This window comes from Actinomadura sediminis (assembly GCF_042675525.1).
Classification (GTDB): Bacteria; Actinomycetota; Actinomycetes; order Streptosporangiales; family Streptosporangiaceae; genus Spirillospora; species Spirillospora sediminis.
The window spans coordinates 1-21,359 of the sequence record NZ_JBHTJA010000109.1 but is presented as its reverse complement, the minus strand read 5'-3'; the positions used below and the strand labels follow the sequence as shown (position 1 = coordinate 21,359).

The 21,359-nt window shown below is 73.4% G+C and carries 19 protein-coding genes; 8 read left to right on the top strand and 11 right to left on the bottom strand.

What is annotated here, in order from left to right:
* Positions 1-1,348 (top strand): sensor histidine kinase (locus tag ACFQ11_RS31785; RefSeq protein ID WP_378305443.1); only part of this gene is annotated, 1,348 nt, incomplete at its 5' end.
* A gap of 15 nt (positions 1,349-1,363) precedes the next feature.
* Positions 1,364-2,038: a response regulator gene (locus tag ACFQ11_RS31780; protein WP_378305441.1), complete on the top strand. Its 675-nt coding sequence runs from the start codon at positions 1,364-1,366 to the stop codon at positions 2,036-2,038.
* Between the two features lie 44 nt (positions 2,039-2,082).
* Here ACFQ11_RS31780 and ACFQ11_RS31775 read toward each other — a convergent pair whose 3' ends face one another.
* Together ACFQ11_RS31775 and ACFQ11_RS31770 are read right to left on the bottom strand one after the other, a co-directional pair.
* Entirely contained in the window at positions 2,083-2,856 is a 774-nt protein-coding gene (locus tag ACFQ11_RS31775; protein WP_378305439.1) for a trypsin-like peptidase domain-containing protein, read from the bottom strand.
* Positions 2,857-3,033: 177 nt separating this feature from the next.
* Positions 3,034-3,369, bottom strand: coding sequence for a MerR family DNA-binding transcriptional regulator (locus tag ACFQ11_RS31770; RefSeq protein WP_378305437.1), 336 nt, complete (start codon positions 3,367-3,369; stop codon positions 3,034-3,036).
* Between the two features lie 123 nt (positions 3,370-3,492).
* Here ACFQ11_RS31770 and ahcY (ACFQ11_RS31765) point away from each other — a divergent pair, with 123 nt between their 5' ends.
* The 4 genes from ahcY (ACFQ11_RS31765) to ACFQ11_RS31750 all read left to right on the top strand — a co-directional run bounded on the left by ahcY (ACFQ11_RS31765) (position 3,493) and on the right by ACFQ11_RS31750 (position 8,726).
* Complete coding sequence (gene ahcY / locus ACFQ11_RS31765) at positions 3,493-4,923, top strand: adenosylhomocysteinase (RefSeq protein ID WP_378305434.1); 1,431 nt, start codon at positions 3,493-3,495, stop codon at positions 4,921-4,923.
* Between the two features lie 291 nt (positions 4,924-5,214).
* A complete protein-coding gene (gene ahcY / locus ACFQ11_RS31760; protein WP_378305432.1) occupies positions 5,215-6,471 on the top strand; it encodes an adenosylhomocysteinase in 1,257 nt (418 codons plus the stop codon).
* Positions 6,471-7,049: a hypothetical protein gene (locus ACFQ11_RS31755; RefSeq protein WP_378305430.1), complete on the top strand. Its 579-nt coding sequence runs from the start codon at positions 6,471-6,473 to the stop codon at positions 7,047-7,049. Before ahcY (ACFQ11_RS31760) ends, ACFQ11_RS31755 begins: the two co-directional genes overlap by 1 nt.
* Before the next feature lie 102 nt (positions 7,050-7,151).
* A complete protein-coding gene (locus ACFQ11_RS31750; protein ID WP_378305427.1) occupies positions 7,152-8,726 on the top strand; it encodes a BBE domain-containing protein in 1,575 nt (524 codons plus the stop codon).
* 24 nt (positions 8,727-8,750) lie between these two features.
* Here ACFQ11_RS31750 and ACFQ11_RS31745 read toward each other — a convergent pair whose 3' ends face one another.
* The 3 genes from ACFQ11_RS31745 to ACFQ11_RS31735 all read right to left on the bottom strand — a co-directional run bounded on the left by ACFQ11_RS31745 (position 8,751) and on the right by ACFQ11_RS31735 (position 11,251).
* Entirely contained in the window at positions 8,751-9,290 is a 540-nt protein-coding gene (locus tag ACFQ11_RS31745) for a PP2C family protein-serine/threonine phosphatase (protein WP_378305445.1), read from the bottom strand.
* Positions 9,290-9,967 carry a GAF domain-containing protein gene (locus tag ACFQ11_RS31740; RefSeq protein WP_378305425.1) on the bottom strand — a complete coding sequence of 226 codons (678 nt, stop codon included), beginning with the start codon at positions 9,965-9,967 and terminating at the stop codon, positions 9,290-9,292. Before ACFQ11_RS31740 ends, ACFQ11_RS31745 begins: the two co-directional genes overlap by 1 nt.
* 102 nt (positions 9,968-10,069) lie before the next feature.
* Positions 10,070-11,251, bottom strand: coding sequence for a GlxA family transcriptional regulator (locus ACFQ11_RS31735; RefSeq protein WP_378305423.1), 1,182 nt, complete (start codon positions 11,249-11,251; stop codon positions 10,070-10,072).
* A gap of 144 nt (positions 11,252-11,395) precedes the next feature.
* Between ACFQ11_RS31735 and ACFQ11_RS31730 the strand changes: the two genes are divergently transcribed.
* A complete protein-coding gene (locus tag ACFQ11_RS31730) occupies positions 11,396-12,184 on the top strand; it encodes an NAD(P)H-dependent oxidoreductase (protein ID WP_378305420.1) in 789 nt (262 codons plus the stop codon).
* Between the two features lie 54 nt (positions 12,185-12,238).
* Here ACFQ11_RS31730 and ACFQ11_RS31725 read toward each other — a convergent pair whose 3' ends face one another.
* The 4 genes from ACFQ11_RS31725 to ACFQ11_RS31710 form a co-directional block, all read right to left on the bottom strand.
* On the bottom strand, positions 12,239-13,882 hold the full coding sequence (locus ACFQ11_RS31725) for an ABC-F family ATP-binding cassette domain-containing protein (protein WP_378305418.1): 1,644 nt from the start codon (positions 13,880-13,882) through the stop codon (positions 12,239-12,241).
* Positions 13,883-13,972: 90 nt separating this feature from the next.
* Positions 13,973-14,983, bottom strand: coding sequence for a LacI family DNA-binding transcriptional regulator (locus tag ACFQ11_RS31720; protein WP_378305416.1), 1,011 nt, complete (start codon positions 14,981-14,983; stop codon positions 13,973-13,975).
* 54 nt (positions 14,984-15,037) lie between these two features.
* Positions 15,038-15,922: a DUF4429 domain-containing protein gene (locus ACFQ11_RS31715; protein WP_378305413.1), complete on the bottom strand. Its 885-nt coding sequence runs from the start codon at positions 15,920-15,922 to the stop codon at positions 15,038-15,040.
* Positions 15,923-15,970: 48 nt separating this feature from the next.
* Positions 15,971-17,662, bottom strand: a complete 1,692-nt coding sequence (locus ACFQ11_RS31710; protein WP_378305411.1) for a proline--tRNA ligase — start codon at positions 17,660-17,662, stop codon at positions 15,971-15,973.
* Between the two features lie 132 nt (positions 17,663-17,794).
* Between ACFQ11_RS31710 and proS the strand changes: the two genes are divergently transcribed.
* Positions 17,795-19,267 (top strand): proline--tRNA ligase, encoded by a 1,473-nt coding sequence (gene proS / locus ACFQ11_RS31705; protein ID WP_378305409.1) that lies wholly within the window; start codon positions 17,795-17,797, stop codon positions 19,265-19,267.
* A gap of 27 nt (positions 19,268-19,294) precedes the next feature.
* Here proS and ACFQ11_RS31700 read toward each other — a convergent pair whose 3' ends face one another.
* Positions 19,295-19,795: a DUF6328 family protein gene (locus ACFQ11_RS31700; protein ID WP_378305406.1), complete on the bottom strand. Its 501-nt coding sequence runs from the start codon at positions 19,793-19,795 to the stop codon at positions 19,295-19,297.
* Positions 19,796-19,906: 111 nt separating this feature from the next.
* On the bottom strand, positions 19,907-21,359 hold a 1,453-nt coding region (locus ACFQ11_RS31695; protein ID WP_378305404.1), incomplete at its 5' end, for a PP2C family protein-serine/threonine phosphatase.

Here is a 21,359-nt window from a genome sequence, read left to right as displayed (position 1 = left end):
CCCGCCCGGCGCGGCGCCCCCCGCGGGGCGGACGGCGCCGCTGCCGCGGTGGGCCGGCGCGTGGTCCGAGGCCGTCCGGTCCTGGTACTTCGCGCCGCTGACCGGCCTCGCGCTCACCGTCGCCGCGCTCGCCGAGCTGGCGCCGCGCGCGGAGACCCCGATCAGCCTCGCGGGCGGGTTCGCGGTCGCCTCGACGTTCCCGCTGGTGTGGCGCCGCGAGTACCTGCGGCCCGTCGCCGCCGTCGTGCTCGGCGCGTTCGCGGCGAGCCTGCTCACCGGGCAGACGATCCTGCTGACGACCGGGTTCGCGGCCCTCTACACGCTGTACGCGCTGGGCCGGGGGCTCCCGCGGCAGTCCACCGGGGTGCTCGCCGTCGGCAGCGTCGTCACCGTCGCGGTCGTGTACCTGACGACGTTCACCCTCGACGACGTCCCGTGGCCCGCGGCGGTCATCGCCGTCCTCGCCGCGATCGGCCTCGGCGACGCCCGCAGCGTCGTCGAGACGGCGGGCCGCACCGAGACCGCGGCGGCCGAACGGGCCAACGAGACGCTCACCCGGCTCACCGCCGTCCAGCGCGAGCAGGCGGTCATGCGCGAGCGGGCCCGGATCGCCCGCGAGCTGCACGACGTCGTCGCGCACTCCGTGTCGATGATCGCCGTGCAGGCCGAGACCGCCCCGTACACGATGCAGAACCTCTCCCCGGAGGCCCGCGAGGGGTACACCGAGATCGCGAAGACGGCCCGCGAGGCGCTGGTGGAGATGCGGCGGCTGCTCAGCGTGCTGCGTGCCGACGCCAAGCCCGAACCGGACGCCGCGAACTCGCCGCAGCCCCGCCTCGACCGGCTGCCCGACCTCATCGAGCAGCACCGGGGCGCGGGCGGCCGCGTCGACCTCGCCGTCCACGGCGACCCGCACGCCATGTCCGCGACCGTCGAGCTGTCGGCGTACCGGATCGTCCAGGAGGCGCTCACGAACGCGCGGCGGCACGCCCCGGGCGCCGAGGTGCGCGTCGACCTGACGTTCCTGCCCGACCGGGTCGCCGTCCGCGTCCGCGACGACGGCCGCGCCGCCCCCGCGCCGCCCGGGCGCCCGCCGTCCGACCCGACCATGGTCCTGCACCGCGACGACGCGTCCCGCACGGCCGTCCTCGATCCCGGCGACGCGGGACGGACGCGACCGGAGGGCGTCCCGTCCGCCGGACACGGTCTCGTCGGGATGCGGGAACGTGCGACGATGCTGGGCGGGCGGTTCTCCGCCGGTCCCGCCGCCGACGGCGGGTTCCTGGTGGAGGCCGAGCTTCCGCTGCACAGGGAGGAGCCGGGTGATGGGGGCGGACGACCTCGGTAACGCGGGGCGGCAACGGTGATCAAGGTGCTGATCGTCGACGACCAGACGATCGTGCGGGCCGGGTTCGCCGCGCTGCTCGCCGCGCAGGACGACATCACCGTCACGGGCGAGGCGGGCGACGGACGGGAGGCGGTGCGGCTCGCGGAGCTGAACCGGCCCGACGTCGTCGTCATGGACATCCGCATGCCGGGCATGGACGGCATCGAGGCCACCCGCCGCATCCTGGCGCTGCCCGGCGCGGACAACGTCCGGGTCCTGGTGCTGACGACGTTCGACGTGGACGAGTACGTCTACGACGCCCTCGCCGTCGGCGCCAGCGGCTTCCTGCTGAAGGACGCGACCGCCGACGAGCTGGTGTCGGCCGTCCGCGTCGTGGCGCGCGGCGACTCGCTGCTCGCGCCGCAGGTCACCGGGCGGCTCATCCGCGAGTTCAGCAGGCAGCGCCGCAGCCGCCCGCAGGCCCCGGCGGAGCTGGCCACGCTCACCGCGCGGGAGACCGAGGTGCTCGTGCTGATCGCCGGCGGCCTGTCGAACGCCGAGATCGCCCGGCGCCTCGTCGTCAGCGAGCACACCGTCAAGACGCACGTCGCCCGCGTCTTCACCAAGCTCGGCCTCCGCGACCGCGCGCAGGCCGTCATGCTCGCGTACGAGTCGGGTGTCGTCGTCCCCGGGGAGAGCACCGCCGGGTAGCGGTGCGCGGCCGGGGAACGGGCCCGGCCGCGTCCGCGCCGCCGTCAGCCGAGGGTGAACCCGGCGCCGACGCCGCCCTGCTCGTCCATGTCGGCGAGGATGCTGGCGATCGGGGTGAAGTGCTGGGCGCCCCAGGCGCTGCCGACCAGCGCGTTCCCGTTGACGACGGGCGCGCCGGAGTCGCCGCCCCACGTCCAGATCAGGGTCCAGTACCACAGGCCGTCACGGCCGAGCGTGGCGCCGCAGGTCATGCCGGTGCGGTGCCCCTGCTTGCACATGCGGGTGCCGTACGGGGGCACCTCGCCGATGGACGTGACGGTCGTGGTGCCGGACGGGCTGGTGACCGTCGGCGTCGGCGTGACCTTCGCGGGGTCGAGTTTGATGACCGCGTAGTCGAGCCCGAACGGTCCTCCGGCGACGTAGTTGTTCGGGGTGCTCACGTAGGTGACCTCGCCGATCGGGCCGATCTCCGCGGTCTCCTGCGTGATCTCCAGCGGGGCGGGGTTCGCGGCCGTCCCGGGCGGCGTCGTGTCCAGATGGACCTCTTGGCCCACCAGTTCGTTGCCGGCGTCGTCGATGAAGCAGTGCGCGTTGGTCAGCCCGACCAGGTTGCCCGCGGCGTCGTGGCCGACCGCGGTGAGCGTGCAGACGGTGAACCCCGCCACCTGCCCCTCCGAGTCAAGGACGAGCCTCGGGACGATGCCCGAGCCGGGGCCGATCGCGTGCGTCGTCCGCGCCTGGGCGGCGGTGGCCGGGACCGTGAGCACGGCGGCCAGCAGCGCCCCGAGGGCGCAGAGTTTGAGGAACGTGCGAGACATCCGGACTTCCCTTCCGAGCGCGGCAAGGTCACGAGAAGTCAAACAGACATAGATGTCTCTTGGACAGTGTGAGTCGCGCCACCCGGCTCCGCGCCCGGGAAGAACCCGCCGGTGAACCGGGCGGGACGCCGTTTCGGACGGCCCGGCGGTGCACGGTTCGCCGACCGGATCCCGCGCTCAGCGGCGGCGAAGCAGCCGCATCGCCTTCTCCTTCTCGAAATCGAGCGCGCGCGTGGGCGGCGCCGACAGCCGTCCGATCCGCTCGCCGAGCTCGCGCACCCGCGCCTGCACCTCCGGTTCGGCCAGCACCCGCAGCCCGAACGCCAGCTCGGCCGGGCCGACGTCGTAGCGCTTCTCGAGCGCCAGCGCGAGCGCGACGGCCCGCAGCTCGGCGTCCCCGAACCTGCGGTGCCCGCCCCGCTCCCGGGTGGCGGGCAGCAGCCCGAGCGTCTCCCGGTAGCGGAGCATGCGGGGCGACGTGCCGAGCCTGCGGGCGGCCTCAGTGATGCGCATGGGGTCGATTCTGACAAATCCGTGTCAGAAAGTCGCCCCGGAGCATGCCTCCGGCGCGGGTCCGCCCGTAGACTCGCGGGCGTCGACCCTCGCGGACGCGCAACACCAAGGAGCTACGAAAGCATGGACTACAAGGTCGCCGACCTGTCGCTGGCGGACTTCGGGCGCCGGGAGATCCGGCTCGCCGAGCACGAGATGCCCGGTCTGATGGCCGTACGGAAAGAGTACGCCGACGCCAAACCGCTGCGCGGCGCGAAGATCATGGGCTCGCTGCACATGACCATCCAGACGGCCGTGCTCATCGAGACGCTGGTGGAGCTCGGCGCCGACGTCCGCTGGGTCTCCTGCAACATCTTCTCCACCCAGGACCACGCCGCCGCCGCGGTCGTCGTCGGCAAGGACGGCACGAAGGACGACCCCAAGGGCGTCCCGGTCTTCGCCTGGAAGGGCGAGACCCTCGAAGAGTACTGGTGGTGCACCGACCAGGCCCTGCAGTGGCCCGACGGCAGCGCCCCGAACATGATCCTCGACGACGGCGGCGACGCGACCCTGCTCGTCCACAAGGGCGCCGAGTACGAGAAGGCGGGCGCCGTCCCGGCCGCGACCGAGGACGACCCCGAGGAGTGGTGCGTCATCCTCGAGACCCTCCGCCGCACCATCGCCGAGCGGCCCGGCCGCTGGACCGAGACGGCCGCCGCGATCAAGGGCGTCACCGAGGAGACCACCACCGGCGTCCACCGGCTCTACGAGATGGCGAAGGCCGGCACGCTCGCCTTCCCGGCCATCAACGTCAACGACTCGGTCACCAAGTCGAAGTTCGACAACAAGTACGGCTGCCGGCACAGCGTCATCGACGGCCTGAACCGTGCCACGGACGTCCTCATCGGCGGCAAGGTCGCGGTCGTCTGCGGCTACGGCGACGTCGGCAAGGGCTGCGCCGAGGCCCTCAAGGGCCAGGGCGCCCGCGTGATCGTCACCGAGATCGACCCGATCTGCGCCCTGCAGGCCGCCATGGACGGCTTCCAGGTCACCACCCTCGAGGACGTCGTCGACACCGCCGACATCTTCGTGACGACCACGGGCAACTTCAACATCATCACGGCCGACCACATGAGCCGGATGAAGCACCAGGCCATCGTGTCCAACATCGGTCACTTCGACAACGAGATCGACATGGCCGGCCTCGCCAAGATCGACGGCATCGAGAAGATCGAGATCAAGCCGCAGGTCCACGAGTGGCGCTTCCCCGACGGCCACTCCATCATCGTCCTGGCCGAGGGCCGGCTGATGAACCTGGGCTGCGCCACCGGCCACCCCTCGTTCGTCATGTCGAACTCCTTCACCAACCAGGTCATCGCGCAGATCGAGCTGTTCACCAAGACCGACGAGTACCCGGTCGGCGTGTACGTCCTGCCGAAGCACCTGGACGAGAAGGTCGCCCGCCTCCACCTCGACGCCCTCGGCGTCAAGCTCACCGAGCTGACCAAGGAGCAGGCCGCCTACATCGGCGTCCACGTCGAAGGCCCCTACAAGCCGGACCACTACCGGTACTGAGTCTGTTTGCAAGCCCCTCGGCGTCAGGCCCCTAGGGGGCCTTCCTTCCACGGGCCTTGCTGCGATTGCTGCATCGCTTCGACTCGCCCAGGGGCTCGCTGCGCGATCAGGTTCTCGCTTCGCTCGAACCTGGCTTCGCTCGCAATCGCAGTGGTGACGGTCCGCTCTGGCCGGGGGCCGGTGGGCGGGGTGGGTGACCGTGTGAGGGACGCCGGCTGGGCGATCGGTCAATAGGGTCATGCCGGACGGGTGATTTCGCTCGTCCGGCATCGGCCTTCTCTAGGGGAGCACATGAGCGATATCGCTGACGGGTCGCTCGCGTACGAGGGCGTCAAGCGGATCGAGTGGGCGGATCGCAGCATGCCGGTGCTGCGGCAGATCCGGGAGCGGTTCGCGGCCGAGCGTCCGCTGGACGGCGTGCGCGTCGCGGCGTGCATGCACGTGACGACGGAGACGGCCGGGCTCATCCGGACCCTGCAGGCCGGCGGCGCGAGCGTGGCGCTGGCGTCGTCCAACCCGCTGTCCACCCGGGACGACGTCGCCGCGGCGCTCGCCGAGGAGTTCGGCGCGCAGGTGTTCGCGCGGGCGGGGATCGACCGCGACGGGTACTACGCGCACATCCACCGCGCCCTCGAGACGGAACCCGACCTGGTCCTGGACGACGGGTGCGACCTCGTCAACACGTTGCACACCGACCGGGAGGACCTGCTCGGCACCGTCAAGGCGGGATGCGAGCAGACGACCACGGGCGTCATCCGGCTGCACCAGATGGTGCAGGAGGGGGCGCTCAGGTTCCCGGTGGTGGCGGTGAACGACACCGCGACCAAGCACATGTTCGACAACCGGTACGGGACGGGCCAGTCGACGCTCGACGGGATCGTGCGGGCGACGAACACCCTCCTCGCGGGCAAGACGATCGTGATCGCCGGGTTCGGGTACTGCGGGCGGGGGCTCGCCGAACGGGCCCGCGGGCTCGGCGCCCGGGTCGTCATCACCGAGATCGACCCGGTGAAGGCCCTGGACGCGGCCCTGCAGGGGTTCACCGTCCAGCCGATGGCCGAGGCGGCGCCGCACGGCGACGTGTTCATCACCGTGACCGGCAACCGCGACGTCGTGAACGCCGATCACCTCGCGGTGATGAAGGACGGGGCGATCCTCGCCAACTCCGGGCATTTCGACGTGGAGATCGACGTCCGGGCACTGGACGCGATGGCCGTCCAGGTGCACCGGGGCGTCCGCCCGCAGGCCGACGAGTACGTGCTGGCCGACGGCCGGCGGCTCGTCCTGCTGGCCGAGGGGCGGCTGGTCAACCTGGCCGCCGCCGAGGGGCACCCGGCCGCGGTGATGGACATGTCGTTCGCCGACCAGGCCCTCACCTGCGCGTGGCTCGCGACGGCCCACGCGGGCCTCGCCCCGGCCGTCCACGACGTGCCCGCCGAGATCGACGGCGAGGTCGCGCGCCTCAAGCTCGCCTCGATGTCGGTGGCCATCGACGTCCTGACCCCCGACCAGGAGGACTACCTGCATTCCTGGCGGATCGGGTCCTGATGCCCGCCGGCGTCTACCTGCACCTCGACGGCGACCTGGAAGAGAGATTCCACTGCGCGCCCGGCCCCGGCGGGTGGCGCTACACCTCGTCCCGTCCCGGCCTGCGCACCGACATCGTCGTGGACTCCCGGTGGCGGCAGATCCGCGTCGAGCTGGTCGCGCCCGAGTGGTGGGTGCGCGGCGGCGTCACCGGCCCGGACGTCGCATGGGTGCGCGCGTCGGGCGGCACCGGCACCGGCACGGAGCACACCGAGCACGCGGCGGGGTTCATGTCCGGCTCGCCCGGTTTCCTCGTCGCCGTCGCCCGTGCCCTCGACCTGGACGACGGCGCGGAGCGGGACGTCCGCCTGGTCTCGTTCGGCGGCCCGTCCCTGGCGCCGCTCACCGCGCCGTGGCGCTGGCGCCGGGCGGGCACGTCCGTCCACGAGACCGAGACGGAACCGCTGCCCGTCGTGCGCTACGACGTCACGGACCTGTCCACCGGCGAGATCACCCGGGTGCACCTGGCCGGCGACGTCGTCCTGGACGCCCCGGGCATCGAGCTCGCCGCGCTGGAGTCGCCCCCGAGCCTGCCGTAATGATCTACCAACGATCTACTACTCTGCGCGTTCAATTACTGACTTTGGGTGACCACAATGGACTCTCAGTAGCCGGCTCGCTTCCTAGGGAGAGCAGCGCTCATGAGTCACCCTCCAGTGCCGCCCACCGTCACCGTCCGGCCGGACGACGTCCGCTATCCCGCCCTCAGCCGCGGCTTCAACCAGCGGTGGATCGCCGATCCGGACTACGTGCGGATGGTGACCTCTCCCCAGGGCGTGGTCACCGCGCTGACGGAGGCGGTCAACCAGGAACCCTCCGACGACTTCCGCGACCGCATCACCGTCCGCTCCGGCGGCCACTGCTACGAGGACTTCGTCTGCGGCGACGACGTCCGGGTGATCCTGGACGTCAGCCCGATGTGCGACGTGTACTACGACCCGGCCCTGGAGGCATGGTGCGTGGAGTCCGGGGCGACCAACTGGCACGGTTACAGCCACCTGTACCCCATGTCCGGACGGGCGCTGCCCGGCGGGTCGTGCTACTCGGTGGGCCTCGGCGGGCACATCACCGGCGGCGGGTACGGGCTGCTGTCCAGACAGGCGGGCCTGACCGTCGACTACCTGTACGCCGTCGAGGTCGCCGTCGTCACCGAGCGCCGCACCGTCGAGCTCGTGGTGGCCACCCGCGACGACCCCGACCCCGACCGCCGGGACCTGTGGTGGGCCCACACCGGCGGGGGCGGCGGCAACTTCGGCGTCGTCACCCGGTTCTGGTTCCGCGACCCGCCCGTCCCGCCCCGCACCGTGCTGCTGACCGCGCGCTCCTGGAACTGGAGCGACTTCGACAAGGGCTCCTTCACCCGTCTGCTGGACGCCTACGGCACATGGTTCGCCGAACACCAGGACCCCCGGACCGCCTCCGGCCGCCTGTTCGCCCTGCTGGCCCTCAACCACCGCGCCGCCGGGACGATCAACCTCACCGTGCAGGTCGACGCCGAGAGCGACGACGAGGACGACGAGGGCACCGCGGCGATGCTCGACTTCCTGCACGCCGTCGACTCCGACGCCGTTCCCGACTCGCGGCCGATGCTGTACTCGGCGGCCGAGCACGCGGCCGTCCCCGACGCCTGGTCGCCGCGGCTGATGCCCTGGCTGACCGCCACGCAGGCGCTCAACTCCTCCGGCCAGAACCGCTGCGGCAAGTACAAGTCCGCCTACGTGCAGAGCCCGTTCACCCACGCGCAGATCGAGGCGATGTGGAACTACCTCGGAAACGAGAGCTTCAAGAAGTTCAAGAACAAGGAGGCGCTCATCCAGATCGACTCCTACGGCTCCGCGGTCAACGACCCGCCCTACGACACGGCCGCACCGCAGCGCGACTCGATCATGAAGATGCAGTACCAGGTGTACTGGCGGCGCCCCAGCGACGACACGGAGGGCGACGAGGCCGAGAATCTGAGGTGGATCCGCGAGACCTACCGGGCCACGTTCGCCGAGACCGGCGGCGTCCCCATCGTGGGAGGCAACACCGACGGCTGCTACATCAACTACCCCGACGTCGACCTGGGCGACGAGCACTGGAACACCTCGGGCCAGCACTGGTCCAAGCTCTACTACAAAGACGCGTACCCGCGGCTGCAACGGGTCAAGGCGCGCTGGGACCCGCTCGACATCTTCCGGAACGCGCAGTCCATCGAACCGGCGCCCGAGCCGTGAGCGCCGCGGGAACCCGGACGGACGTCAGGCGGGGGAGCGGCGCACCACCAGGAGCGCGACGTCGTCCTCCGGGAGCCGGCGGCCGATGAGCGACCCCATCACCGCGGCGCTCACCGCCTCGGGCGGGCCGGCGTACGCCGCGTCGCACAGGGCGTCGATCCCGTCCGGCACCGTGCCGCCGCGCCGCTCGACGAGCCCGTCGGTGTAGAAGCACAGCACGGAGCCCGGCGGAAGGTCGATGGTGGTGGTCTCGCGGACCACGCCCCCGCCGAGGCCGAGCAGGACGCCGAGCTTCATGTCGACGGGCCGCGCCGGGCGCCCCGGCGATGCGAGCACCGGCGGGCAGTGTCCGGCCGAGGCCAGCCGGACCCGCTCCAGGGAGGGATCGCACACCGCGTACAGGACGGTCGCCGTCACGTCCGGCTCGAAATGGAGGACCTTCCTGTTCAGCTTTGTGAGCGTCTCGGTGGGGTCGTTCGTTTCCAGCGCGTAGGCGCGCAGCGCGCTGCGCAGCCGTCCCATGATCACGGCGGCCCCGAAGCCGTGCCCCGCCACGTCTCCCATCACGATGCCGATCTCGCCCGAAGGGAGGGGAACACGTCGTACCAGTCGCCGCCGACGCTCGCCTTGCCCGGCCGGTAGCGCGCGGCCATCTCGAGCCCCGGCAGCTCGGGCAGCGCGGCCGGCACGAGGCTGCGCTGCAGTTCCAGGGCGCCCGCCCGTTCCGCCCGGGTGAGCTGGTACCGCACCGCGAGCGCCGCGCGGGCGGCGGCGAGTTCCAGGAACTGCGTCTCGTCCGTGGTGAACCGGCGCGGGACCGTCGTCCCCACGTGCAGCACCCCCACCAGCGTCCCGTCCGCGATGAGCGGGACGCCGAGCAGGGAACGGAGGCCCCGCTTGACCAGGAGCGGATTGAAGATGTTCGCGTCGGCGACGTCCTCGATGTAGACCGGGCGGCGCTCGGCGGCGACGCGCCCCGCGAAGCCCGCTCCCACCGGGACGTGCACCGCCTGGCTGACCTCCTCCTCGATGCCCCGTGCGGCCGTCGCCACCAGTGACCGGTTCTGGCGATCGGTGAGCAGCACGACCGCGGTGTCGACGCGCAGAATCGCGCGGACCCGATCCAGCAGGGCGTCCAGGACCTCGTCGACGTCCATGTGCGTGAACGTCTCGTCGTGGAGCGCGCGAGCGTTCTGCAGGCTGCGGGCGACGTCGGGGAAGGTTCCGGCGGGGTCGGTCACCAACCCACTCTATGTGGGTTAAATGCGGTTTCGCGGTGATTGTCGTGCCTTGATGAAAGCGACGATATCGACGGCGAACCGGTGGGGGCGCGGCCGATGCCGTCAGGTGCCGGGCGGGCCGCGGAAGGTGGCCCGGTAGGCGCTCGGGGACACGCCGAGCGTCGCCCGCATGTGCGCGCGCAGGGAGGCGCCCGTGCCGAAGCCCGCGTGCTCGGCGACGCGGTCCACCGGCAGGTCCGTCCGCTCCAGCAGTTCGCGTGCCCGTTCGACCCGCTGGAGCGTCAGCCACGCCGCGGCGGACATGCCCGTCTCGTCGCGGAAGCGGCGGGTGAAGGTCCGGACGCTCATCGACGCCCGCGCCGCCATCTCCGCGAGGGTGACCGGACGGTCGAGGTGCCGCAGCGCCCACGTGCGCGCGGCGTCCGTCGACGGGCCCCGCGCGGGCGGCACCGGACGCGCGATGAACTGCGCCTGCCCGCCCTCCCGGTGCGGCGGCACCACCGTGCGGCGGGCGACGTCCGCCGCCACCGCCGCGCCGTGGTCGCGGCGGATCATGTGCAGCGCCAGGTCGATGCCCGCCGCCTCGCCCGCCGAGGTCAGGACGCGGCCCTCGTCGACGTACAGGACGGCCGGGTCGACGCGGACGGCCGGGAAGCGGTCGGCGAGCCGGTCGCACGACAGCCAGTGCGTCGTCGCGCGGAGCCCGTCCAGCAGCCCCGCCGCCGCCAGGACGAACGCGCCCGTGCAGACGGACGCGATCCGGGCGCCGCGCGCGTGGGCGGCCCGCAGGGCCTCGATGACCGGATCGGCCCCGCCGCTCCCGGCGGGTTCGCCCGACGACCCGTGGCGCTCGTCGCCCGGTCCGCCTCCGTATGGCGGGCTGGTGTGCCGATCCGGCGGTCCGGCATCGCCGCTCCCGGCGGGTCCGTTCGACGACCCGTGGCGCTCGTCGCCCGGTCCGCCTCCGTATGGCGGGCTGGTGTGCCGATCCGGCGGTCCGGCCCCGCCGTTCGGCGGCGGGTAGAACTCGTCCAGCACGTGCGACGCGGGGACGAGGATCGTGCGGGCTTCGGCGAGCACGTCGAGTCCGTGCGGGGCCGTCACGGCGAAGTCGGCGTCGGTGCGGACGGGACCCGCCTCGACGCCGCAGGTCAGGGCGTCGTACAGCGGCGTCCCGTCCGGCGAGCGCGCGGCCCCGAAGAGCTGGTGGAGGAGGCCGAGTTCCATCGGCAGCACGCCGTCGCGCACCAGTACCGCGAGGCGGTGGCGGTCGTCGGGCACCATGGCCGGATCCTTGCACATGATGGCCGACGGGCCACTCACGGCCCCCGGCCCCCGGCGAGGAGGATCGAGTGTGCCGGGCCCGCCGCCACGGTCGCCGGACCGGCGGCGAGCTCCCGATACGCAGCCCGATCGAACGGAGTCACGATGAACATCCTGTGGACGTACGCGCACCCCGAGCCCCGCTCCCTCAACGGCGTCCTGCGCGACCACGGCGTGGAGACCCTCCGCGGCCTCGGCCACTGCGTCCGCGAGTCGGACCTGTACGCGATGGACTGGAACCCCGTCGTCGGCCCCGGCGACTTCGGCCACGACCCCCGCGACCGCCTGCTGGTGGGCGACGCGTCCGAACGCGCCCAGGCCGGCGGGACCCTTAGCCCCGACATCCGTGCCGAACAGGACAAGCTCCGCTGGGCGGACGCGCTCGTGGTGCAGTTCCCGCTCTGGTGGCACGGGATGCCCGCCATCCTCAAGGGCTGGTTCGACCGGGTGTTCGTGCAGGGCTTCGCGTTCGGCCTGCCCGGCGCCCGCCGGTACGGCGACGGCGGCCTGGCGGGGCGGCGGGCCCTCGTCGTCACCACCGCCGGGGCCCGCTCCACCGGGTTCGGGCCGCGCGGCATCCACGGCGACGCCGAGGAACTGCTGTTCCCGCTCCTGCACGGCACCCTGTTCTACAGCGGCATGGACGTCCTGCCGCCGCTGGTCATCGACGGAGCCGACCGCCTCCGGACGGCCGACGCCGCGACCGCGCGGCTGGACGGGCGGCTCCGCGGCCTCGAGACCGCCGCGCCCGTCCCGTACCGGCCGGAGCGGGGCGGCGACTACGACGACGACCTCGTCCTGCGCCCGCACCTGGCCCCGGGGCGCGCGGGCCTGGACGTCCACCGCTCCACGCCCCAGCCCGGCCACCTGCCGGCCCTGCGCACGGCCGGGTAGGGGCGCCCGCGGAGGCCGTCGAACCTCGCCGCGGCCGGGCGCGCCGCCGGCGGTTCAGCGTGGACGGGCGACGCGGGACTCGTCCCAGACCGGGTCGGACGACTCGTAGACGGAGCCGTCGCCGCCGAAGACCAGGAAACGGTCGAACGACCGGGCGAACCAGCGGTCGTGCGTCACCGCGAGGACCGTCCCCTCGAACGACTCCAGGCCCTCCTGGAGCGCCTCGGCGCTCGCGAGGTCGAGGTTGTCGGTGGGCTCGTCGAGGAGCAGGAGCGTCGCGCCGCCCAGTTCGAGCAGGAGGATCTGCAGCCGTGCCTGCTGCCCGCCCGAGAGGGTCTCGAACGGCTGCTCGGCGCAGACCGTCAGCTCGTACCGGGCGAGCGCCGCCATCGCGTCGCCCCGCAGCCGGGCGTGCTCGGTCATGACGATCTCGCACGGCGTCCGCCCGTCCAGGTCGGGACGGGCGTGGGTCTGCGCGAACAGGCCGGGGACGACGCGGGCGCCGAGCCGTCCCACGCCGGTGTGCGCGACGGGCGCGACGGGCGCCGTGCCGCGCGGGACGGTCTCGGCGACGGACGCGAGCAGCCGCAGGAAGTGCGACTTCCCGGACCCGTTCGAGCCGAGCACCGCGACGCGCTCGCCGTACCAGATCTCGGCGTCGAACGGCTTCATCAGCCCGGTCAGTTCGAGGCCCTCGCAGATCACGGCGCGCTTGCCGGTGCGCCCGCCGCGCAGCCGCATCTTGATCGACTGGTCGCGGGGCGGGATCTCCGGCGGACCGGCCTCCTCGAACTTGCGCAGCCGCGTCTGGGCGGCCTGGTAGCGGGACGCCATGGAGTCGTTGAACGTCGCCTTGTTCTTGAGCATCATGACGAGCTGCTTCAGCTTCGCGTGCTCCTCGTCCCAGCGGCGCCGCAGCTCCTCCAGGCGCTCGTTCCGGTCGCGGCGCGCGTCGGCGTAGGTCGCGAACCGGCCGCCGTGCACCCACACCTGCCCGGCCTCGACGGTGACGATCCGGTCGGCGGCCGCGTCGAGCAGCTCCCGGTCGTGCGAGACGATCAGCACGGTCTTGGGCGTCTCGCGGAGCCGTTCCTCGAGCCACTGCTTGCCGGGGACGTCGAGGTAGTTGTCGGGCTCGTCGAGCAGCAGCACCTCGTCGGGGCCGCGCAGCAGCGCCTCCAGGACGAGCCGTTTCTGCTCGCCGCCCGAGAGCGTGCGGACCTCGCGCCACCGGCACGAGTCGTAGGGGACGCCGAGGGCCGCGACGCAGCACGCGTCCCAGAGCACCTCGATCTCGTAGCCGCCCGCGTCGCCCCAGCCCGCGAGCGCGGTCGCGTAGCGGAGCTGGGTCGGCTCGTCGTCGCGTTCCATCATCGCGAGCTCGGCGGCCTCCACGGCCGCCGCCGCCTCGCGGACGCGCGGCGGCGCCACCGACAGGAGCAGGTCGTGCACCGACGAGTCGTCCCGGACGTTGCCGACGAACTGCCGCATCACGCCGAGCCCGCCGCTGTGCGCGACCGTCCCCTCCTGCGGTGCCAGGTCGCCGGCGATCAGCCGCAGCATGGTCGTCTTCCCCGCGCCGTTCGGCCCGACGAGCGCGGCCGTCACGCCGTCGCCGACGCGGAACGACGCGTCGTCCAGCAGGACCCGGCCGTCGGGCAACGTATGCCGCACATGCCCGACTTCGACGTGCCCCACGGTGCGCCCCCTCGCGATCGCTGTCCGGAGCCGAGTCTCGGCACCCGCCCTCGACCGCGTCAAACGGTTTTCGAGGTCGGGGGCGCGGGGTCAGGCCGTCCGGCGCAGGACCAGGCCGGTGTCGCAGACGATCGGTGCGCGGACGTCCGGGCCGGAGGACCCGAGCAGCATCTCCACCATCGCCCGCCCCATGCGCTCGGTGGGCTGGTGGACGGTGGTGAGCATCGGCAGCGTCGGCCGGCGGGCGGCCGCGTCCTCGAACCCGACGAGCGCGACGTCGTCGGGCACGCGGCGCCCCTGCCGCTCCAGCTCGCGCAGTGCCCCGGCGGCCATCACGTCGGACGCCGCGAACACCGCGTCGAGGTCCGGGCGCCGCGCCAGCAGGCGCCGCATCGCGAGCATCCCGCCCGCCTCCGTGAAGTCGCCGAACGCCACCGGCCCCGGACGGCCGTACAGCGCCCGCCGGTAGCCGGCGAGCCGGTCGGCGCCCACCGTCCGCTCCGGCGGCCCGGCGATCGCGGCGATCCGGCGGCGCCCGCGGCCGATCAGGTACTCGACGGCGCGCCGGCTCCCGCCGCGGTTGTCGGCGTCGACGTAGCCCGCGTCGCCCCTCCCGCCGGGTTCCGCCCCGCCGGGGCGCCCCGCCGACACGGTGGGCACGCCGCCGCGCCGCAGCAGGGCGGCGAGCGGCTCCCGGGGCAGCGTGGACAGCAGCAGGACGCCGTCCGTCCGCGGCTCGCGCAGCCGCCGCGCCAGTGCCGCGCGCTCGCCGCGCGACCGCGCCCAGTGCAGCGCCAGCGCCGTCCCGGCGGCGCCGGCCGCCGCGGTGACGCCGTCCAGGAGCCGGCCGAGGTAGGGCTGCTCGAGCCGGCGGCCCGGCTCCTCCGCCAGCACCACGGCGAGGACGCCCGGACCACGCCCGCCGGCCAGCGCGCGGGCCGCCGCGTCGGGCGCGTACTCGAGCTCGCGCACCGCGCGCAGGACCGCCGTCCGCGCCCGCTCGCTCACGCGCGCGGAACCGTTGAGCACGCGGGACGCGGTGCCGCGCCCCACCCCGGCCCGGGCGGCGACGTCTTCGAGCGTCGGACGGCGATCGGCCATGCCCCATGTTCTACAGGGAGTCCCGGCCGCGCGCCACGGCGGGAGAGACCGGCGTCAGAAGCGGCGGAGGAGGGCCTGCTTGGCGGTGGCGAACTCCTCGTCGGTGAGGACGCCCTCCTTGTGCAGGTCGCCGAGCTCGCGCAGCCGCCGCAGGAGGACGTCGTGGTCGTCCGCCGGAGCGGCGGGCGCGGCGGCGGCCGCCTCGGGCAGGGCCGGGACGTCCTCGGGCGGCGGGCCGCTCGGGTGGGGGAGCCGGGCCACGACGGCGGCGGCCACGGCGATCGCGGCGGCCCCCTCCTTCCGCGTGCCCCACAGCGTCAGGCAGTACGGGTCGTGCTTCGGCTTCGGCGGGACGCCCTGGTCCTTGATGTGGAACCGCAGGTGGCCCTCGTCCAGCCCGACGGCCGGGTGCAGTTCGACCTTCACGATGTCGGCGAGCGTGAACTGCGTGGGGCCCGCCTTCTGCTTCGCGTGCTCGGCCATCCAGCTCCAGTCGAGCCGGACCGTCTCCCCGTCGAACGTCACCGACCCCTCCCCGCCGGACGCCCGCAGCGGGACGCCCGGGCCGGGCAGCAGGTAGCGGTCCACCGGCCCGGTGCCGACCTGCTCGATCTGGAGCGCGTTGCGCACCTCGTCGACGAAGTACTCGGCGAGGGCCGAAGCGTCCTTGTCGAGGTGCAGCCGGTACGGGTCGGACGACTCGTCGAGCGCGTTGCCCGCGGCCTGCACGAGGGGGTCCGCGCCCTGCCGGGGCCGCACCCGCAGCACGCCGCCCTTCTTCCCCGGCTCGTAGGCGATCCCGGCGACGGCCTCCAGCGGGACCTCGAGCTCGCCGAGGATCCGCCGCAGCCGGTGCACGCCGCGCCCGTTCCCCGGGACGATCCGCAGGAGATCGCCGTCGAACGTCCAGCGTCCCTCATTCCCGGTGACTTCTGCCATGGCCCCGTTTCCCGAAATCGCCCGTCCCGGTGAACCAGGGTAGAACGCTCAGCCGGTCACGAGGGACCGCACGTGCGCCACGACCGCGTCGAGCGGGACCTTCTCGGTGTCGCCCGTGGAACGTGCGGTGACCTCCGCCATGCCCTCGGCGAGGGCGCGGCGCCCGATCGTCACCCGGTAGGGGATGCCGGTCAGCTCGACGTCGCGGAACTTGACCCCGGCCCGCTCCGGCCGGTCGTCGATCACGACCTCCACGCCCGCCGCCGCGAGGTCCGCGTAGACGTCCTCGGCGGCGGCGACCACGTCGTCGGCGGTCTGCGCGGGGACGACGGCGACGTGGAACGGCGCGACGGCGAGCGGCCACACGATGCCGCGCTCGTCGTTGTGGGTCTCGACGATCGCGGCCATCGCGCGCTCGACGCCGATGCCGTAGCTGCCCATGACGATCGGGACCTGCTTGCCGTCGGGGTCCAGCACCTCGGCGCCGAGCGCGCGGGCGTAGCGGTCGCCGAGCTTGAAGATGTGCCCGATCTCGATGGCCTTGACCACCCGCAGCGGCTCCCCGCACCGCGGGCACGGCTCCCCGGCGGTGACCTCCCGCAGGTCGGCCCACGTGCCGACGGCGATGTCGCGCTCGACGTCCACGCCGCGCAGGTGGACGTCGTCGGTGTTCGCGCCGGTGAACATGTTCCGGCGGCCGCGCAGCGCCTCATCCGCGATCACCGGCAGGCCCGCGCCGACCGCGCCGAGGCTGCCGGGAAGCGCGCCGAGCGCCTCCCGGATCTCCTCCGGTTCCGCCGCGCGGATCGACGCGGCGCCCGTCACGTCCACGAGCTTCTGCTCGTTGAGCGGATGGTCGCCGCGCAGCAGGACGAGCGTGAGCGCGCCGTCGAGCACGTACACGAGCGTCTTGATCTGCCGGTCGCCGGGCGCGTCGTAGGCGAGGAGGTCCTCGATGGTGCGGACGCCCGGCGTGTCGAACCGCTCGGGGACGGCCGGGCCCGGCTCGTCCTCGGCCGGGGCGAGCCGGGACGTCGCCCGCTCGATGTTCGCCGCGTACCCGCAGGCGGGCGAGTGGGCGACGAGGTCCTCGCCGACGTCGGCGGGGCACATGAACTCGGTGGAGCCGGTGCCGCCCATCGTCCCGCTGGACGCCTCGCAGGCGAGCGCGGGCAGGCCGAGGCGTTCGAAGATCCGCGTGTAAGCGCCGTGGTAGGCGTCGAACGACGCGTCCAGGCCCGCGCGGTCGACGTCGAAGCTGTAGGCGTCCTTCATGGTGAACTCGCGGGTCCGCATGAGGCCGCCCTTGGGGCGCGGCTCGTCCCGGAACTTGGTCTGGAACTGGTACCACTGCTGCGGGAGCCGCTTGTAGGAGTGCAGCTCCTGCGCGATCGTCGCGAAGATCTCCTCGTGCGTCATGCCGAGGGCCAGCTCGGCGCCGCGCCGGTCGCGGAGCCGGAACATCTCCTCGCCCATCAGCTCCCACCGGCCGGACCGCCGCCACGGCTCCGCCGGGTGCAGCGCCGGAAGCAGCATCTCCTGCCCGCCGATCGCGTTCATCTCCTGCCGGATGACCTCGATCACCTTGGCGCGGACGCGCACCGCCAGCGGCAGCAGCGAGTAGTGGCCGGACGCGAGCAGGCGGACGAACCCCGCGCGCAGCAGCAGCCGGTGGCTCGGCGCGTCCGCGTCGGCGGGGTCCTCGCGGAGCGTGGGAACGAACATCTGGGACCAGCGCATCCCGCGAGGTTACCGAAGAAGGCGCCAAGGTCACCGGAGCGGCGGCCGGCGCCCGTCCGGGGGCGGGCGTGTCAGGTCACCGAAAGGGCACGGTGGGGGTGGGGGAGGGCGCGGGTCAGTACCCTGTCCTGCGTGAGTCGAGAAGGTGTGACGCCGCAGAGCGAGGATTTCTCCGCCTGGTACAACGAGCTGGTCGTGCAGGCGCAGCTCGTGGACCGCGGCCCGGTGCGCGGCACGATGGTCATCCGACCGTACGGTTTCCGCATGTGGGAGCTGCTCCAGGCCGACCTGGACCGGCGGATCAAGGACGCGGGGCACGACAACGCGTGCTTCCCGATGCTCATCCCGGAGTCGTACCTCAAGCGCGAGGCCGAGCACGTCGAGGGCTTCTCGCCGGAGCTGGCGGTCGTGACGCACGCCGGCGGCAAGGACCTGGAGGAGCCGCTGGTCGTGCGGCCCACCTCCGAGACGGTCATCGGCGAGTACATGGCCAAGTGGATCGACTCGCACCGCGACCTGCCGCTGCTGCTGAACCAGTGGGCGAACGTGGTCCGCTGGGAGATGCGGCCGCGGATGTTCCTGCGCACGACCGAGTTCCTCTGGCAGGAGGGCCACACCGCGCACGCCGACGAGGCCGACGCGATGCGCGAGACGATGTGGGCCCTGGACGCCTACGCGACCGTCGCGCGCGAGCTGGCGGCCATGCCGGTCGTGGCGGGGGAGAAGACGCCGGGCGAGCGGTTCGCCGGAGCCGTCCGCACGTACACGATCGAGGGCATGATGCGGGACGGCCGCGCCCTGCAGGCCGGCACGTCCCACTACCTCGGGACGAACTTCGCGAAGGCGTTCGAGATCCAGTACCAGGACGAGGCGGGCGAGCTGACGCTCGCGCACACGACGTCCTGGGGGATGAGCACCCGCATGATCGGCGGCGTGATCATGACGCACGGGGACGACAAGGGCCTCGTGCTGCCGCCGCGCCTCGCCCCCTACCAGGTCGTGATCGTCCCGATCGGGCGCAAGGAGCAGGGCGAGCAGGCGGCCGCGGAGGCGCGCCGGCTGGGCGCGGCGGTCCGCGCGATGGGCATCCGCGTGCACGTCGACGACAACCGGCCGCAGCTCTCGCCGGGCTTCAAGTTCAACGAGTGGGAGATGCGCGGCGTCCCGGTCCGGATCGAGCTCGGCAAGCGCGACCTGGAGGCCGGGGTGGCGACGGTCGTCCGGCGGCTGGAGGTCGGTTCGGGCGGCGTGACGAACAGAGCGGAGGGGCAGGGCAAGGAGCAGATCCCGCTCGACAAGGTGCCGGAGCTGATCCCCGGGATCCTCGCCGAGTTCCAGTCGTTCCTGCTGGCCCGCGCCGAGGCGTTCCGCGAGGAGCGCACCGCCGCCGTCGACTCCTGGGACGCCTTCGCCGGGCAGGTCGCGGAGGGCTGGGCGCGCGCCCTGCACTGCGGCCGCACCGAGTGCGAGGACGCGATCAAGGCCGACACCGCCGCGACCCCGCGCGTCGTCCCGGCCGGCGCGCCGGAGGAGACGGGCGCGTGCGTGAAGTGCGGGGAGCCGTCCGCGTACGGCAAGCGCGTGATCTTCGGCCGGTCGTACTGACGCGGCGCGCGGCGGGGAGGGCGGCGGTCAGCCGTCGTCGTCCCCGTCGCGGGCGGCCCGGATCCGGTCCCGGAACGGCTGGACGAACCACAGCCACGCGCACAGCATCCCCACGACGGCGGCGGTGACGACCGCCCACCAGCCATCGGTCAGGGTCTGGACGATCAGCGTGGTGGCGGCCGAGATCGACACCGCCAGCGCGATGCCGCCGCAGATGCCGAGGCGGTTGGCGCGGCGGATCAGCGTCGCCTTCTTGTTCATCCGGAACAGGATGCGGTGCTGGAACACCGGGCTGCTGAAGCAGATCGACGCGACGGCGGCGCCGAAGAGCGCGATGTAGAACAGGACCTCGCCGGTGTCGTCGACCTTGTCGAACCGTGCCGCGAACGGGACGGTCAGCAGGAACGCGAACAGCACCTGCATGCCGGGCACGGCGACGCGGAACCCCTGGAGCAGTTCGAGCAGCTGCCGGTCGAGACGTTCGTGCTCGGTCTCGTTGCGGGGCTTGCGGGCCGGGTCCACGCTCATGACCGGGCTATTACCCGGTAAAGAAGTGATCAGTCCGCTTTGATTGGGTTGTCCGTTCCCGGTCGGTGGCTCCGGCGGCGGCCCGGCCCCGGCCCGGCCCCGGCCCCGGCCTCAGCCGAGCGAGGGCGGTTCGACCCGCAGCGCCAGCATGGACACGTCGTCGCGCAGGTCACCGTCGCAGAACTCCAGCAGGGCCCGCTCCACCGCGCCGAGCATGCCCTCCGGCGTGTCCTTGGCGTGCGCGGCGAGCGTCTCCAGCAGCCGTTCCATCCCGAACTCCTGCCGTTGCAGGTCGCACGCCTCCAGGACGCCGTCGGAGTGCAGGACGAGCGTGTCCCCGACGGACAGCTCGACGCCGTCCAGGCCCGGTTCGAAGTCCTCGAACAGCCCGAGCGGCACCCCGCCCCGCGACGCCGACCGGATCACCCCGTCCGCCCGCACCACGATCGCCGGCGGGTGCCCCGCCACGCCCAGCGAGACCAGCACCCGCTCGGTCTCCATCGTGAGCCCCGCCATCACGGCGGTGACGAACCGGTCCTCGTCCAGCAGCGCCTCGTTGACGACGCCGAGGACGTCCCCGGGCGTGGGCTTCCAGCGGGCCGCGAGCCGCGCGCAGTGCCGGGCGGTGGCGGTGACGGCCGCCGCGTCCTCGCCCTTCCCGCACACGTCGCCGAGGATCAGCCCCCAGCCGTCCTCGGTGCGGAACACGTCGTAGAAGTCGCCGCCCACCTCGGCGGCGCCGTGCGTCGCCGTCAGGTAGCGGGCGGCGACGGACGCGCCCGGGATCGTCGGCAGCGACTTCGGCAGCAGCCCCGCCTGCAGCGTGTCGGCGACCTCGGCGCGCCGCCGGTACAGCCGGGACGCGCGGATCACCAGCGCCAGGTACCGGCCGAGGCGCTGCACGACGCCGAGGTCCATGAGGTCGAACGGCCCGTAGTCGCCGCTGGCCGTCAGCGTGATCGTGCCGAGGCACCGCTCGCCGTCCTCGATCGGGACGCTCAGCACCGACGTCGCGCCGATCTTCGCGCAGACGGGCTGGCCGTCCGGGCAGACGCCCAGCAGCTCGAGGTCGTCCACGTGCGGCCGGACGGTGCTCTGCCGGGTGATGAACACGGTGTGCGGGAGCGTGCCCTGCACGGGCTCCAGCTCCTCCAGCATCCGCGCCGCCTCGACGGACCGCTCGTCGTCCGGCCCCATCGCGACCTGGCGGCGCAGCGGCGGGACGGCGTCCGCGGCGGTGGCGCCGCCCGGCCCGGCGATCACGGGGCCGCCGTGCCCGGTGAGGTCGACGAACGCCCAGTCGGCCAGCTCGGCCGCCAGCAGCCGGGCGCACCGCCGCACCGCGACCGTCTCGTTGAACACCGGCTCGTCCAGCAGCAGCTCGCAGGCGGTCGCGAGGACGTCCATGCGGTGCATGAGCGTGGCGACCGTCTCGTCGTCGCCCGCCGGGACGCCCGGGAGCTGCGGCGCCCGCGGCGCCGTCGCCCGCTCCGCCCCGGTCGGCTCCGCCCCGGCCCGCTCGGGCGACTCGCCCGCGGCGCGCCAGGCGCCCGCCCCGTCGGCC